Below are 16,385 nucleotides of genomic sequence, written 5' to 3'. Positions count from 1 at the left end.
TCACTCGTCTTGCTCATTTTTATATAAGTAGGCGAGAGAAAAAGCCTTGAGCGGCTGCCTCGACCTTGCCTATACCCGTCCGACAAAACACCTACCAATGAAAAGATCACACCTGATTCTAGCCTGCTTGTGCTTCCTCAGCATTCCCACCTTTGCTCAGGATCGCCCACGGTTCTTTGATAATTTTGATACGTCACGCGGCGTTCAAGTTTACCGGCCGAATACGGCCGTGGCGGTAACTGCCAAGAATACGGCCACCGGCAAGAAACTGACGAAAAAGACCGGCAAGTCTCAGCCCAAGCCCCAGGCAACGATGAGCGTCAACGACAACTTTGCCAGACCGCAAGACTCGTACGCCCGCGAAACTCTCCGGATGGGCACTAGTTCCGGAATGAAAGGCTTTACGACCGGCGACGCCACGATCGATTCGTACATCGTCGATTCGAGCCGCCGTTACAACATCGACCCGCTCCTGATCTACGCACAGATGCATCAGGAATCGTCGTTCAAGCTGCGGGCCCTGTCGTACAAGGGTGCCAGCGGCCTGATGCAGCTCATGCCCGCAACGGCCCGCCGTCTCGGCGTGACCAATATCTATGATCCGAAACAAAACATCGAGGGCGGCGTGAAATACATGCGTATGCTGCTCAACATGTTCGGACAGGACGTCAATCTGGCATTAGCGGGCTACAACGCAGGCGAAGGTGCCGTTATGAAATACGGCAATTCGATCCCGCCGTACAACGAGACGCGTGAATACGTCCGCCGCATCTCGGCACGCTACAGCACGATCTCAAATCCTTCGTATGCACGGCAGGTAAAACGCGTCAGCAATACGACCGCCGCCAACCTCGAACAGAAAGAAACGCGGCCGCTCATCGTTTACGAACCGAATACGATGGCCATAAGGTTGGCAGACGGCCGTATGCGTCTGGTAAATGATTAGATCTGGACAAGCTTTCACCTAGCGTAAGAGTTAGTCTCTTCTCCACTAGTCCAAAGGACATGCGGCCAACAAGCGTTGGCCGCGTTTTTTTTGTTTGAAATCGGGAACTGCGGTATTATTGCTGAACAAATATTATGTATTGCGACAAATGCGGGGCCGATAATTCTGAAACTGCTGCATTTTGCAGAAAATGCGGCGTGGCGATCGAGCATGAGATCGAAACGCGCGTAGCGGTTCGCGAGTCCGTCGCCGAACCGGTCGAAGATCTGCGTGCCGATATCGAATCAAAAGTATCTGCCGTCGGCGAAGAGCCGCAGATCTTTTCGATCTCGCCGACGCTGATGTTCGTCAAGGCGGGCTATGTGATCGCCGCACTCGCCGCGATCTTGTTCGTGGCAGTTTTTAGTATTCTGTTTACGTCTATAACGGCGATCGCGTGGGTACTGCTAGGATTGTGCTTCTTCCTGGTCCCGGCTTATTATCACGTCCGGCAGCGTCTCGTTCGCTACACACTCACTGACACCAAGATCGAGATCGACTCGGGCTTTATCGCCCGCACGACCCAAAACATCCCGATCCGCCGGATCCAGGACGTTACCGTCACCACCTCGATAACCCAGCGTCTGCTCGGCTTTGGCGACCTCGTCGTCGACAACGCCAGCGAACAGGGCGGCACGATCGTCCTCAAGAACATCAACACGCCTCAAAAATACGCCGACATTTTGCTGAAGCAGATGAGATTGTTGGATAAGTAGTTGGACACGAATGTGACCTCAGCGTTGGAGGGGCGATTCGGGCAGTGATCGCTCTGTCAAGATGATCGGCGCCGGTCAGAATCGTCATTTCGATCTTTCCCCTCAAAATTTGACCCTCAGAACACCGGCTCAACCATATGTTTTTGGTTATGAACGCTGATCGAATTCTACGAATAGTGGTATCGGTCAGCCCGGTCGGATCGGTTGTTCCTGTCAGACATATCCACTGCGGCCAAATCGTCACTATTCCGCATTTTGGTTGGCAGTGATGGCTGGCGATGGGGAAATTGTCTTATCCGGACAGCGACAGCGGCCAAGGCAGCCAGCGACAGTTTTTAGGACACGTTTTTGGATCGTCGCAAGGACGTTTTTTATTGTCGCTAACCCCGCTTTTGACTGTCGCAAGCCCCGTAAAACACTGTCGCAGGGCCCTCTAAAAACTGTTGCAGAACGCCATTTTACTGAATTTTCATCAATTTTGTTGATCTAATTGTGGTACGTACCACAATTTAAATTAGTGGTGAAAAATACACGTTTGGTCCTCCCCCAAAAAACGTATTTTTGACTACACCATGAAGCCGAGATTTGAGGTCGAGAAATTATTGATGTTCGGAAAGACAAGCGGGATGTCGGCCTCCGCCAGGCCGTACCAGCGAGCGAGGGTCGCAGCGTATTGTTCGACCGAGACCGACGGTATGAAACGTCCGCGAACGTCCGCATCGTCCGGACCGCCGTTGACCAGCGTCGGTACGAATGTGCCGTTCGAGGTCGGCCGACCGTAGAAATTGCCGCCCTGCACGGCTCCGCCGACAACGAATGAAGGCCCGCCCCAGCCATGGTCCGATCCGACGCCGCTGCCGGACCCCGCAGGGTTGAACGTCCGGTTAAAATCAGAGAGAGTAAATGTCGTCACGTTCTCGGCGATTCCCTGGGCAACGGTCTCGTCGTAAAATGCCTTGACCGCCTGGCTGACCTGAGTGAGCAGGCTGTTGTGCGGTGAGATCTGGCTGCTGTGATGGTCAAATCCGCCGAGCTCGACATAAAAGATCTGCCGCCGCATATTCAGCCCAGCCCGAAACTTCAGCAGTTTGGCGACTTGTTTTAGCTGATTGCCAAGCGTCGTTGCCGGAAAATCGACGGTCAATACCGGGTCCGTGCTAAGTGCCTGGCTCGCAGCGATCGCCTGCTGTGTCAATTGACTCGCTTGTTGGACCATCGTGAAATTCTGGTCGAGCCCGCGAATGTTGTCCATCGATGCCCGCCGGGCAAGCTCGTCCGCCGCAGTGCCAAAACCGGTCAGTGACAGGACCTGATTGAGCGGCGTTGGCGAAGCCGAGACCACGAGCGGAGCGGTATTAGCACCGATATTAAAGAGCGTCGCACCCGAAATGGAGGTGACCATCGGTATGCCGCCGCCGGGATTTTGAGTGCTGGTGCGGTCGGCCGTGCGGCCTCCCCAACCGGTCGTTGATTTATAGCTCGAGATCGCCGTGCGGGCCTGTTCGACCTGATCAGGGTGCGAAAAAAGCTGATACGGACGCGGAGCACCGCCGATGAACGTTTCGCGGGTCAGCGGCTGCACGAGGCAGCCGACATTGCAGACAACAGCTAATTTGCCCTGTCCAAACAGCGGATGCAGAGCGGCCATCGCCGGATGAAATCCGTAAACCTGCCCGCCCATGCTCGGCGGCGTGATCGGCAGTAAACTCGCCTGCGAGATCGCCAAACCCTGTGCCTGCCGGGCCGCGGCATATTGAGCATAACCGGCCGTGTAATTCGGCACGACCGAATTGTTGCCGTCGTTACCGCCGTTCAGAAACACACAAACGAGAGCCTTGTAATCCTCGGCGCCTGAGTCCGATTCGTCACGGTTACTTTGGGCCAGCACATCAACGAGACCGAAATGCCGCATTTGTGTGGCCATTGCCGTCATCGACAATGCCGCACATGATCGTTTTAGAAAGTCTCGCCGGTCTTGTTTCATAACGTCCCTATCTTATCTCTGCACCTGATATTGCGGTGATGTCGTAACCAGATACAGAGCGGTGCGTGCCCGCTTTAGCGTATTCGTCGATGTCACGGCCGTAACGGCATTTAATATTTGTGTTCGAACTGCCGGATTCATTGAACCGTTGAGCAATTCCCGATTCAGTGTGTCGACGAGCGTTCCGCCTGTGGTGTCCGCAGCGGCGAGATCCTGCAGCCGGGTCAGGTCGATCCGAGTCCCGCACGGAATACTCGATGCGGCACCCGAAACGGCAAGTATACCGCCCGTTGCAGCCGAATTGGCAGGGGCGAACTGGCTGATCGCGTTAGGCCGTTTGAGGGCCGTACCGGTAGAAAATATCTGGAACTCAGGCCCCGCAAGCGGTGTGTTCGGGATCGTATATTCCATCGGATAATAGTTAAAGACGGTTGGCGGATTCCACACATCCTGATCGAGCGGCAGTGTAAGTGTGTTGATCGCACCGTCGGACAGCCCGTTACAACTGGCAGGCACCGAAATATTATTATTCGCCGTCGGATTGAACGGCCGCAAAACGCTGGTCAGATAAAGAACGGGCTCGCGAAGATGACCGTAATTCGGATCGGTCTTCACGTTGCCTCGAGCTTCAGGATCAAGCAGGATCGCCCGAACGACGGCCTTCAGATCGCCTCGAACACCCTGTCCGTTATTGCGAAAAACCGCTGAGACACGCCCGACATATGCCGGCGTCGGATTGCTCGTTACCAATTGCTGAATCAGCAATTTGCCTATGAACGGAGCGGTATTCGGATGATAGAAAATGTTGTCGAGTGCCGCGTCAAGATCATCGGCGGGATCAAGCCCGGCCGGCACTACCGGTGACGAACCCGGATAATTCAATAGCGTTTTACTCGAAAAATCGTGATTAGCGGGCGTCACGATCATTGGGTCGCGGTAGTTGACTATGCCCGGCTGCGAGTTGCCGCAGGTCTGATTGCAGTACGACCAGCCCGTAAATACCTTGGCAAAGTTTACGATCGTCCCTTGGTTATAGGTCGGGATCCGGTTGCCGTTATTATCGAGAATTGGCGTGCCGTCCTGATTGAGCATATCGAGCCCGATACTAAACAGCTGCAGGATCTCGCGGCCGTAATTCTCGTTTGGGTTCTCATCCGTGCTGATCGCCATGTCGAGATAATTACCCATTGCCGGATTAAGCGTTATCTCTTCGAGCAGAGTGCGGAAGTTGCCAAATGCGTTTCGGTCAAGTATCTGGATATACGGCAGCATCCGGCTCGGTTGGATCGTCGTCCGGCCCGAAACGACCAGTATCTGGTGAAGCGACCACGAAACTCGGCGTCGGAGCTGCTGATCTTCGTTGTAGAGAGCCTCTTTATAAAACCAATTCTGCAGCGGATACATTGTGTAACGGTCGCGGAAACACGTTATCGGCACATCGGTCGGCTGTGTATCGCCGTCGCAAGTCGGGACCGGGGTCGTCGGCTGCAGCGGGAGATCGGGATATGTGAAGGTCAGAAAATTACGCTCGTCCATTTGCTGCTCGAGCCAGGTGCTGTATCCAAGCCGACGGATCTTTAACTCAGTCGCGGCATTTGCTCCGAAAGTCGCTTGCGACATGAATCTGACGCGGTCGCCGCTCCAGGGAAAGTCGGCACGATTAGCGATCCGGCGCCTAGACGTCGGCTCAGTTCCGGGCATCGGAGTAGGCATCGAACCTTCGTCATCAGCGATCTTGCCGCCGCGATGACCGATCGACAGGCGGACCCGGTTGCTGGACATTCCGCGCCAGGTCAAGCGGACCAGAACATCTCCGAGTTCATTTATTCCGGACATTCTGACGCTCAACTCGTAAATCTGCTTTCGCGTCGCCGACCGCTCGAACGAAACGATCTGTAACGGATACCGGTAATAGCGCGAATCCTGAACCTCGACGCGAAACGCGTTTGCTCCTTCGCCGTTCAGCAGGTCGAGATTTGTAACGTAGAACGTGACTAGATCATGAACTCCCGGTTTAACGACCTCGATCGGTGACCCATCGGCGGTCACAAGGGCTCGGGTCGAACCCGCTTCGCTGATCAACACCGGAGCATCCTCGGGCAGAGCAAGTGCCGATGCATTGTTGACGGCCATCAAGATCAGAAAGGCCAAAGCGATAGCCGGTAATAGTAATTGGTATGACTTTCGGCTAAAAGCGATTTGATGATTCGGCATAACCAGGCTCTCTGTGATCAAACGGGCTGCTTATCGATTTTGTGGACTAATGTATACGAATATACAGGATATTGCCCGAGTTTGAAAAGCCCTAAAGTGTTGCGAAATTTTGCGGGAAAGATGATAATCCTACGATACCTGTCGAAAAATGTGCGTTTGGACCTGAAATAACTAAATGAGAGACCGAAAGATCAATAGGATCGGTATATTGTCCACACTGTTATTGTTTGCGGTGATCACGGCTGCGATCGCTTTCGTGACTTACCGTTCCACGCCCGCGAGTGCTCAGTCCAGCGATCTTGCTCCGGCCGTAGTTGTATTCAGTGAAAATTTTGATGGTGTCTCTGCTCCTAATCTTCCGGCGGGTTGGACCACAACGGCAAGCGGAGCAAGTTTGCCATTCGCCACCGTTGACACAATACCGGACAGTGCCCCGAATTCGGTGTTTACTAATGACCCGTTCCAGGGTGGCGACGCCTCATTGACGTCTCCGAGCATTTCTCTGGGTAATATCAGGCATAAACTCATATTTAGGCAGCGTTATCAACTGGACTACGAATTCGATGGCGGAGTCCTCGAACTGAGTATCGGCGGCGGTGCATTTACCGACATAATTTCGGCCGGCGGGACCTTTGTCACCGGCGGTTATGACACGCCGCTTGTCGGCGGTTCGCTCAGCGGACGGCAGGCGTGGACGGGCGATTCGGTGACATACGTTACTACCGAGATCAATCTTCCCGTCAGCACCTCGAATCAGAGCATTCGGCTGCGTTGGCGTTTCGGATCGGATCCGATGGAGGGCGGAAACGGATGGCGGATCGACAATGTCCAGATCACCAATGCGATCTCCGGCATCAACTCCAATTCGATCGCGATCCCGGTAAGTGGCCCGGCTTCTGTTTACCCGTCGGAGATCAATGTATCAAATCAGCCGGGCCTCGTCACCGGCGTTCAGGTCAATCTAACAAATTTCAGTCATGCATCACCCGATGATGTCGATCTGATCCTCGTTGGTCCTAACGGTAATAAGGTCGTCCTGATGTCTGATGTGGGCGGAGCAAATGCAGTAACAAACCTTAATCTAGTATTCGACGACACGGCCGCCGCGTCGCTGCCGGATTCGACGATCCTGAGCAGCGGCACGTTTAAGCCGACCGATCTAGAGCCGGGCGACACTTTTCCGGCGCCTGCACCGGCAGGTGCTCCGATCGGCCGAATGCTGTCTGCATTTAACGGCATTTCACCGAACGGGAACTGGCAGCTTTATTTGGTCGATGACAATGGCTCAAATGCCGGCAGTATTTCCAGCGGATGGAGCATTTCGGTTCAGAGCAGCCCCGACGCTATCGGGCTGCAGGCGACAGGTATGGCGGATCCGTACCCGTCGCAAAAGCTTGTCGCCGGTGTTTTGGGCACGGTAACGAAAGTCGTCGTTTCTCTTTCAAATCTCAGCCATACTGCACCTGACGATGTCGATGTGATGCTCGTTGCACCAAACGGTCGACACATAATATTAATGTCCGACGCCGGCGGAACGAACGAAGCCGGCGGCCTTAATTTGACGTTCGATGATGCTGCGGCATCGAGTTTACCCGATTCGACTACGCTTTCTTCGGGAACATTCAAACCCTCAAATTATGAAGCCGGCGATACTTTTCCGGCGCCTGCTCCGCAGGGCACGCCCACCGGTCCGACGCTGGGTGCATTCTACGGCAGTGCCCCCAACGGCCTTTGGAAGCTGTATGCCGTCGATGATGCCGGCAACAACGTCGGCAGTATCGCCGGCGGCTGGAATCTCACGCTTACTGCCTCGACGACGGCTTGCGACTTCACTTTGAGTCCAACGGCACAGTCATTCCCGACGACCGGCGGAAGCGGCTCGTTTGGGATCAGTATGCCGTCGGCATGTTCGTGGACCGCCACGTCTGCGTCGGGCTTCCTTACGGTCAATTCCTCGGCCGGCGGTAATGGCGACGCGACCGTTCAGTTCTCGGTCGCACCCAATTTCGGAGGACCTCGTTCAGGGTCGATCACGGTATCTAACGGCGTGATCACCAAGACATTTCAAGTCCAGCAGCCTTCGGGTTGTCCGACATCGGTCAGCCAATCAACGGTCAATTTCGGTCCGGCCGGGGGCAGCGGCGCCATTGCAGTGACCGCCGGAGGCGTTTGCACGTATTTGGCGACAAGCGGAGCCGCCTGGACGGTCGTTTCCTCACCGTCTCAGACGGGTAATGGAACGGTAACATTCAACGTATTGCCGAATACTAGTTCCAATTCCCGCAGTACATCCGTCTTCGTCAGCGGCCAAACGGTCACAATAAATCAAGCCGGGGCCTCGGGCCGCAGATTCGATTTTGACGGCGACGGCAAAGCAGATCTGTCCGTTTACCGGCCAGCCAGCGGCGTCTGGTGGGTCTTGAATTCAGGCGTGGCCGCTTCCTATTTTGCGGTGCCGTTCGGCATTTCATCCGACACGATCGCGCCTGCCGACTTCGACGGCGATCGAAAAACGGACCTGTCTATATACCGCGGCGGCGTCTGGTATCTACTTCAGAGCCAAACAAACACGGTTCGGATCGACTATTGGGGACTCGCGGGGGATGATCCGATCCCCGGCGATACGGACGGTGACGGCAAAGCCGATCTTGTGGTCTATCGCGCTGCGGAATTGAATTGGTACATACAGCGTTCGAGCGATGCGTCGGTGCAGGTCATTCAGTTCGGTCTAACGACTACTGATTCACCGCTCTCCGGCGATTTTGACGGCGATGGACGCATGGACCTGGCAACAACGCTTGCGATCGGGCCGGATCGTCGTATTTGTGTGCGGTTCAGCGGAAACGGTTCTTCTAATGCCTGCCCGTACTTCGGGTTGCCTGAGGACGTGGTCGTTCCGTCCGATTTCGACGGTGATGGACGCGACAATATAGCAGTATTTCGCCCTTCGACAGGCACTTGGTACACTTCGACAAACCCTGCGACAAACTACGGAGCCATTCGATTTGGTGCATCGGGCGACGTGCCGGCAGCGGCCGATTATGACGGAGACGGCAAGGCTGACGTCGCTGTTTTCCGCGGGGGCGTGTGGTACATTTTAAATTCGGCGACAGGCACCGTTCGCGTCGACTTTTGGGGCATCAGCGGCGACGTTGTCATTCCCGCGGCATATACTTCTCAGTGATATTGATCTGATCCTAAACGGCCGTCCGAAATGTTTGTATTTCGGACGGCTCGTTTGCTCATCTATTGAAAAAGCCACCCTTGTATTTCACGCCTCGCCTTCAAATTTTGGTACATACGGAATATATTTGTAGCTGAGATTCTCATTGAGTTTACGGTCCGTACCGCGTTGATTGAGTTTACCTTTGCTAACACGGTTGAGTACCCGAGCACGGGCGTCCGCACTCCGTTGCGGCCGGGTTCGGGATTTGCGAGGATACGTTTATGCGAAATCGATTGCTTTTGCTTGCCGTGATCTTGGTGTTTTCGGCGTTGGGAGCTGCCGGACAGACATTTGTGACGGCGAAGGGAGGCAAGCTCTACGCAGATGGGAAAGAATACCGGTTTGTCGGGACGAACTACTGGTACGGCAGTTTGCTTGGTCTCGAGAAGGATAAGAAACGCGGTATCGAGCGATTGCGAAAGGAACTCGATCTTCTAAAAAAGAACGGGGTCACGAATCTGCGGCTGATGGCCGGTGCCGAGGGAACCGGGCCATTGAACGGTATCGAACGCGTCGGCCCGCCGCTGCAGGCGATCAATGGACGGTTCAATCCTGATGTGCTCGACGGGCTCGATATCGTTTTAGACGAGATGGCGAAACGACGGATGAAAGCCGTCATTTTCCTCAGCAATAATTGGGAATGGAGCGGCGGTTTTCAGCAATATCTGATCTGGAACGGCATCGTCAACCGCAAATGGCTGACGCAAAAACCGACCTGGGATGAACTGCGCGACATCGTGGCAAAATTCTATTCGTGCAGGGACTGCATTGAGGGCTATGACCGGCAAATGAGATTCGTGCTTGGCCGCACCAACAAGATCACCGGCAAGAAATATATCGAGGACCCAACTATCATGGCCTGGGAGGTTGCCAACGAACCACGCCCGATGCGCCCCGCGGCGAACGATGCATACTCCAAATGGCTCGCCGCGACGACGGCTGCGATAAAGGCCCTCGACAAAGTGCACCTCGTCACGCTCGGCCACGAAGGCTGGATCGGTACCGAAGACATCAAGCTCTTCGAAACGGTCCATGCCGATCCGAACGTCGATTACCTGACGATCCACATCTGGCCTAAGAACTGGGGCTGGTTTGAAAACGGCAAAATGGCAGCCGGATTTGCTGGAGCACTTGAGAAGACCGAAAAATACATCGACGACAACGCCGCCGTCGCCGTGAAACTAAGCAAGCCGCTGGTTATCGAAGAATTTGGCCTGCCGCGTGATGGACAATCATTTGACGTGTCGTCGACCACGAAACTGCGCGATCAATATTACGAAAAAATACTTTCGCGAATTGGCAAACAGAACATCTCCGGAGCCAATTTCTGGGTATTTGGCGGCACCGCACGGCCGGTCACGGGACAGTTATTCTGGAAAGTAGGCGACGACCGCATGGGCGACCCGCCAATGGAAGAGCAAGGCCTTAACTCAGTCTTCGACAGCGATAAGTCAACTTGGATGGCGATCAAGGCGGCTCAAAAACGCCTCCCCAAATGACTGCTATTCAATTTATCCCTGTGATCTCTGCGTGGAAAAGTGATAATGATCTTCCACGCGGAGGTCACCGAGATAATCGCAGAGGCCAGAGAGATCGTATTTTATTCCTGACCTCGACAATTACTTCTTCTTCTTTTCTTCCTCGACGTGATTTACCTTGACGCCGTGGGTTTCGAATTCGGCTAGGATCTGGCGAAAGTTGCTGCGGCCGAGTTTCAGGACGGCAAAATCAGTTTCGGTGCGGATGGTGACCCAGTGGTTCTTTTTCTTGACGAATAGCAGCGGGATGCCGATGAGAACACTGACGAGCAGAGCTGTCGCGACGGCTCCGCCGATCGAGAGCACGGGTTTCTTGGTATATGAGTATTCGACGGCCTTGATGTCGGCAAAGGCGAATTTTTTGCCGAGCGACTTGTATTTTTGCTTGTCGGGGGCGACCTCCATTGTCGTTTGCTCGATCGTCAGGTCGGCGTCTGTTTCCTTTGATTTTTCGCCATCTGCAACTACCTGTTCGACGTTGTAAACAACTCCTTTCGCAAGTGCCGTCGGCGTGGTTGCCGATACGATCGCAAAAACGGTAAAAACGGCCGTGGCGTACAGAAATATTCTCCGGAAATTCAGTTTCATTAGTACCTCAATAATTGTCGGACGAGTCCGGTAAATATTAGAGCGATAAATCCGTTGCGGCGTTGCTATCAGCCAAAAATTGAAAAGAGGCTGCCCTTACGGACAACCTCTTTCATAAAAATGGTGGAGACGAGGGGGGTCGAACCCCTGACCTCTGCAATGCCATTGCAGCGCTCTGCCAAACTGAGCTACGTCCCCATTTACGGAACGGGAACTTATGAATTTAGCGAAAATGTTGCTAACGGTCAAGTTCTCGCACGTAACCGATAATGATAGTAGTTGTCTTTGTTGCGTCTATAATATTTTTCCCAATTTACGACACAGTTTTGATATAATGAGATTAGTCCATTGGCTAGGACTAGGTTCTTTGATAACTGAATACAAACGCTAGGTTCTATGGTTCGCAGGTAAATGTTTCCGGATCACAACCGCAAAACCTCGTCCCGTAGGGGATCGCCCCATACAGTAGACGCCGAATTTAGTAACACGATTAGCTGGAGGAGTTACGCGGCTGTAAGACATTATCTTACGTTTTTTTTGAAATAATGCGGTATAAGCGTTTGGCAAAGCTCTAACGCCAATAAAAACAACAGTTTACCTGTCCCGCACGGCAGGAATAAGGTGCGGGACGATAGCGGGACAAGCGGGACAAATGAGAGAATTTATGGCGACACCGCCTGCGTTCGCACTATCAATTCAACGGCCTCTGAACACCGGTTTTCGTTTCTCCAGGAACGCCGTGACGCCTTCTTTTTTGTCTTCGGTCGAGAAACAGATGGCGAAAAGGTCTACTTCGCGGCGGAGGCCTTCGTCGAGGTTGGATCGGGAAGCGAATTTTACCGCTTCTTTTGAAAGCTGCAGTGCGATCGGAGCCTTTTCGGCGATCTTGTCGGCGAGTTTCATCGTTTCGGCTTCGAGTTCGGCTGCGGGATAGATGTGATTGACGAGGCCAAAGCGATGGGCCGTCGCCGCGTCGATCATGTCGCCGGTGAGGACCATTTCCATTGCACGGCCTTCACCGATGAGGTTGGTAAGGCGTTGTGTGCCGCCGCCGCCGCACATGATGCCGAGATTGATCTCAGGCTGTGAGAACCGTGCAGTCTCGCTCGCGATACGGATGTCGCATGCCATCGCGAGTTCGTTGCCGCCGCCGAGGCAGAACCCGTTGACCATCGCGATGACCGGTTTCGGAAATGAATCGAGCGAATTGAAAAATGTCTTTTCGTGAAACAGGTCACGCTGCGTGACCGGCGTCTGGCCCTCAAATTCGCTGATGTCGGCGCCGGCGATGAACGATTTTTCGCCTGCACCGGTAATTACCAGTACGCGGATGTCGTCATCTTGCCGCAATTCATCGAGGGCAGCGACGCCTTCGGCATGAACGGTCTTATTGAGCGCGTTTAGCTTGTCAGGGCGATTGATGGTAAGCAGTGCGACGGCACCACGTCTTTCGACGGTGATTGTTTCGTATGTGGACATAAAATCATTAAACACGCTTGCCGCGTGTTGGTTGCTGGAATCGGGTTGTTTGTTTCTCATCGCGTGTGAGAACCGGAAATAACAACCACGAAACAGACCAAACGACACGAAAAGGATCAAAAATATCTATTCGCTCACGCCTTCGATCACGTTGTCGTCGGCGACCCAGGCAACGAAGAGGCGCATCCAGCTTTCTTTTGGCTCAACGATCGAGACGCCGACGCGTGTCGTACCGTAGCTGGCCGGCGTCAGGCGAACAGCTTGTGCCTTAACCTCGACCGGTACGCCGTCGGGGCGATGCGATCGAATGTAGAGGTTGTCGCCTTGAACAATTTTTTGATTCAGTTGGAAGAGAGCTCCGATGGTCGAAATGTCGTCGGTCTCGGTCGGTTCGCTCCAGGTTGCTCCGTCGTCGGCCCGGCCGGAAACGACGATCGGCAGCCTAAGCGCCATTCTGAGAGCAAACCGTTTTTCCTCGTATTGAGGCTGCATAGACATTAATGTATAGCAAACCGGTTGTTTGCCGGGCAAAAACTCGAGTCACGTCGCCATAAAGGCTACAATTTCTTTTCCGAGAGGAAATAGACGAATTAGTTCATCGATAGTTATACTATAACAATAGGAAAATCCAAAGTTTACAGTACTTTGGCATCAGGTAAATTGATATGGCGGAGACGCATTTAAGACACAAAGTAGTGATATTGGGTTCGGGGCCGGCCGGTTTGACCGCGGCGATATACGCGTCGCGGGCACAACTCGATCCGTTGGTGATCGACGGTCCGCAGCCAGGCGGCCAATTGACGATAACCACCGAGGTCGAGAATTATCCGGGCTTTAGGTCGGGAATAATGGGCCCGATATTGATGGACGAATTTCGCGAACAGGCCCTGCGGTTCGGAACCAAGATCGTCAATGTCTGGATCGACAGCCTCGATCTGACCGAGCGGCCGTTCAAGTTGTACGGGAAGGAAAGCCAGGATTCCGAGGAGGTCACAACCATCATCGAGGCCGATTCGTTGATCATTTCTACGGGAGCTTCGGCAAAATGGCTCGGTGTGCCGGGCGAAGATCCCGTGCCCAATGGTTTCGGTGGAAATGGTGTTTCCGCTTGTGCGACGTGTGATGGATTTTTCTTTCGCGACCGGCCGATCGTCGTGGTCGGCGGCGGCGATACCGCGATGGAAGAGGCTCTGTTCCTGACAAAATTTGCGTCGAGCGTGACACTCATTCACCGGCGTGAGGAGTTTCGGGCGTCGCAGATCATGCAGAACCGAGTGCTCTCAAACAATAAGATCGACGTCGTCTGGAATACCGAGATCACCGAGATCCTAGGTTCAAAAGTTGCAGGCGTCGAAAGCGTTAATTTGAGAAACATCAAGACCGGCGAAACGAGCAACTTTCCGACGCAGGGCGTCTTTATTGCGATCGGCCATAAGCCGAACACGGACCTTTTCAAAGGCGTTCTCGATATGGACGACGTCGGTTATTTGATAACCGAAGGCAAGACGATGAAGACAAATATCGAGGGCGTCTTTGCCTGCGGCGACGCCCAGGATTCGTACTATCGTCAGGCGGTTACGGCCGCCGGAACAGGCTGTATGGCGGCTATCGACGCCGAGCGGTTCCTCGCGGAACATGGCAGTTGACCGCCGCGATTGAACTAGTTCTTTACAGTTACGGTACCCTTTAGAATCTCAGCGTTCTGAGGTGTCTTTTCTACCTTCGCCGGGTTAAAGCCCATCGCCTCGGCACGCCGCAGGATCGTCTGATAAAGGGCGTCATCCATCGAAGAGTTGCGCGACAGGATCCAGAAATATTCGCGTTTCGGTTCGCCGATGGCGACATAGCCGTACTCGGGATCGAGGTCGATGATCCAATAATTCGCCCAAACGAACGGCAGAAATGAGAGTGCGGGCGGGGCGAACCTAACTTTTAGTTTTGAGTTTGTCTTTTTGTCGGCGATCTTGGCCTCGCCAATAGCCGTTTCGATCCGGCCGTCTTTGAGAGTGCACTCATTGCGGACCTCGATCTTACCGTTCGATTTCATCGTATAGTTGGCAGCTGTATTGGCGACACACTGTTTTTGAAACCGATTTGGGTACTTGCCGATCTCGTACCATTTACCAACGTATCGGGATAAGTCGACGCTCGCAACGGGCTTGAGTTCGGGAAGCTTCGCGGTAGTTTGAGCCGTGAGTGACGAGCCGACAGCAAACACGGTGAACATTAAAATAATTACTATTGGGGATCTGAAAGGGTTTTTCATAATATTTGGTTAAATAACCTCCGTTATCAATTCGATGCGAGTTGGAGTTTGGATTTTGGTCTATAATATTATTATACCGATCGGTAATTTTTGAGTGCAGCAATTATGCCTATTTACGAATACAAATGTCAGCAGTGCGGCGAACACTATGAAAAGCGTCAGAGCGTTTCGGACGAGCCATTGACCTCGTGCGAAAAGTGCCACGGAAAGCTCGAAAAGCAATGGTCCCTGTCGGGATTTCAATTCAAAGGTGCGGGTTGGTACGTGACCGATTACGCCGGTAAGAAGGGTGTTGCGGCAGGCGGCGAAAAAAGTTCGTCGACCGAATCAACCGCATCCGCAGATACTGCATCAAACAAAACGAGCGAAACACCAAAAACGGAAACTGCAGCAAAGCCGACCAAAGAATGACGGTAGAATGAGAAGTGTAGCGAAATCGATATTTGTCCTGATCGCATTTGCGGCTTCTGCGTTTAATTCAGCAGGTCAGTCGAGGCACAATACGAAAGGGGTCGATTTTGACGGGGCCATTGTCACAGTCGCGGCTTTTCGAGAAGATAAGAAAAGCGATCCGATAAGAGCTGAAAACCTTTTTCTCTACGAAAATGGTATTGAGCAAAAGATCAAGAACTTTAGCTTCGACCCTTCGCCATCCAAGATTGTCATTCTCGTCGACAATTCGCAGACGCTCCCGACCAGCATAGAGGCCTTGAAAAAGGCCGTGATGGAATTTACCTACGAGATATTCGACGGGGACCAGTTGTTTGTCGTCGCGTACGACGAAAAGGCCGAGATCATCCAGGAATGGACCGACGACGCGAAGAAAATGGAGACGTCGCTCGCCACATTTCGAAAGAAGGGTAATCCATATCTCTTTGACGCGATCGAAGCTACGGTCGATCAGATACTGGTCCCGCTGATGCCGGGAACGCGCAAGACCGCGATAGTATTGATCGGCGACGGGCTCGACCGCGGCAGCAAAACGTCGTTCGACCTCGCCCTAAACAAGCTGCAGAATCAGAATGTGACTTTGTATTCACTGCAGATAGCCGACCGCACCGGCGGAGCATACAGACGAGATCAACCAAAGGCCCCGGCGGTTATCACACAGCTTTCTGAAGGCACGGGCGGCAAGGTATTTCAATTTGACGAAGCAACGACGGCTGCCAAGGCGATTTGCGACGAACTAAGGAAGAACCGTTATTTACTCTCTTATGTTCCGACTAACACTTCCAATTACGACGCCCGCAAGCTTTTTCTGATCGGCGACGAAGGCATCAGCATCCGCACCAAGACGGCTCAACCGCCAAACGTAAAATAGACGCTCGCAATTCGGTTTGTGTTAAACTCATAATTCTTGACGATATCCTGGACTCGAAATGTCGGGAG

At 53.4% G+C, this 16,385-nt stretch carries 13 protein-coding genes and 1 tRNA gene; 7 read left to right on the top strand and 7 right to left on the bottom strand.

Annotated elements, in window-relative coordinates; all coding sequences use genetic code 11:
* Positions 1-97 precede the first annotated feature (97 nt).
* Entirely contained in the window at positions 98-946 is an 849-nt protein-coding gene (locus tag IPK01_06245; protein ID MBK7933091.1) for a lytic transglycosylase domain-containing protein, read from the top strand.
* Positions 947-1,080: 134 nt separating this feature from the next.
* Complete coding sequence (locus IPK01_06240) at positions 1,081-1,701, top strand: PH domain-containing protein (GenBank protein MBK7933090.1); 621 nt, start codon at positions 1,081-1,083, stop codon at positions 1,699-1,701.
* Between the two features lie 565 nt (positions 1,702-2,266).
* Here the strand turns inward: IPK01_06240 and IPK01_06235 are convergent.
* The gene (locus tag IPK01_06235; protein ID MBK7933089.1) at positions 2,267-3,685 is read right to left on the bottom strand and encodes a DUF1501 domain-containing protein; all 1,419 of its coding nucleotides are present in this window, start codon (positions 3,683-3,685) and stop codon (positions 2,267-2,269) included.
* A gap of 12 nt (positions 3,686-3,697) precedes the next feature.
* A complete protein-coding gene (locus tag IPK01_06230; protein ID MBK7933088.1) occupies positions 3,698-5,899 on the bottom strand; it encodes a DUF1800 domain-containing protein in 2,202 nt (733 codons plus the stop codon).
* Positions 5,900-6,074: 175 nt separating this feature from the next.
* Here IPK01_06230 and IPK01_06225 point away from each other — a divergent pair, with 175 nt between their 5' ends.
* Together IPK01_06225 and IPK01_06220 are read left to right on the top strand one after the other, a co-directional pair.
* Entirely contained in the window at positions 6,075-9,083 is a 3,009-nt protein-coding gene (locus IPK01_06225; GenBank protein MBK7933087.1) for a VCBS repeat-containing protein, read from the top strand.
* A 263-nt stretch (positions 9,084-9,346) separates the two neighbouring features.
* The gene (locus IPK01_06220; GenBank protein ID MBK7933086.1) at positions 9,347-10,624 is read left to right on the top strand and encodes a cellulase family glycosylhydrolase; all 1,278 of its coding nucleotides are present in this window, start codon (positions 9,347-9,349) and stop codon (positions 10,622-10,624) included.
* A 120-nt stretch (positions 10,625-10,744) separates the two neighbouring features.
* Here the strand turns inward: IPK01_06220 and IPK01_06215 are convergent, their stop codons facing one another.
* From IPK01_06215 to IPK01_06200, 4 genes are all read right to left on the bottom strand, one after another.
* Positions 10,745-11,251, bottom strand: coding sequence for a hypothetical protein (locus tag IPK01_06215; GenBank protein ID MBK7933085.1), 507 nt, complete (start codon positions 11,249-11,251; stop codon positions 10,745-10,747).
* A 121-nt stretch (positions 11,252-11,372) separates the two neighbouring features.
* Positions 11,373-11,449, bottom strand: a tRNA-Ala gene (locus tag IPK01_06210).
* A gap of 498 nt (positions 11,450-11,947) precedes the next feature.
* On the bottom strand, positions 11,948-12,730 hold the full coding sequence (locus tag IPK01_06205) for an enoyl-CoA hydratase (GenBank protein ID MBK7933084.1): 783 nt from the start codon (positions 12,728-12,730) through the stop codon (positions 11,948-11,950).
* A 126-nt stretch (positions 12,731-12,856) separates the two neighbouring features.
* Positions 12,857-13,222, bottom strand: coding sequence for a PilZ domain-containing protein (locus tag IPK01_06200; protein ID MBK7933083.1), 366 nt, complete (start codon positions 13,220-13,222; stop codon positions 12,857-12,859).
* Positions 13,223-13,395: 173 nt separating this feature from the next.
* Here IPK01_06200 and trxB point away from each other — a divergent pair, with 173 nt between their 5' ends.
* Positions 13,396-14,376, top strand: a complete 981-nt coding sequence (gene trxB, locus IPK01_06195) for a thioredoxin-disulfide reductase (GenBank protein MBK7933082.1) — start codon at positions 13,396-13,398, stop codon at positions 14,374-14,376.
* 14 nt (positions 14,377-14,390) lie between these two features.
* Here trxB and IPK01_06190 read toward each other — a convergent pair whose 3' ends face one another.
* Positions 14,391-14,996: a lipocalin family protein gene (locus IPK01_06190; protein MBK7933081.1), complete on the bottom strand. Its 606-nt coding sequence runs from the start codon at positions 14,994-14,996 to the stop codon at positions 14,391-14,393.
* Between the two features lie 105 nt (positions 14,997-15,101).
* Between IPK01_06190 and IPK01_06185 the strand changes: the two genes are divergently transcribed.
* Complete coding sequence (locus IPK01_06185) at positions 15,102-15,407, top strand: zinc ribbon domain-containing protein (protein MBK7933080.1); 306 nt, start codon at positions 15,102-15,104, stop codon at positions 15,405-15,407.
* A 7-nt stretch (positions 15,408-15,414) separates the two neighbouring features.
* Positions 15,415-16,317, top strand: a complete 903-nt coding sequence (locus tag IPK01_06180; GenBank protein ID MBK7933079.1) for a VWA domain-containing protein — start codon at positions 15,415-15,417, stop codon at positions 16,315-16,317.
* Positions 16,318-16,385 lie beyond the last annotated feature (68 nt).

This window comes from Acidobacteriota bacterium (assembly GCA_016713675.1).
Classification (GTDB): domain Bacteria; phylum Acidobacteriota; class Blastocatellia; order Pyrinomonadales; family Pyrinomonadaceae; genus OLB17.
Note: the sequence above shows the minus strand (reverse complement) of the source record. Positions and strands in the feature narration are given on the sequence as shown.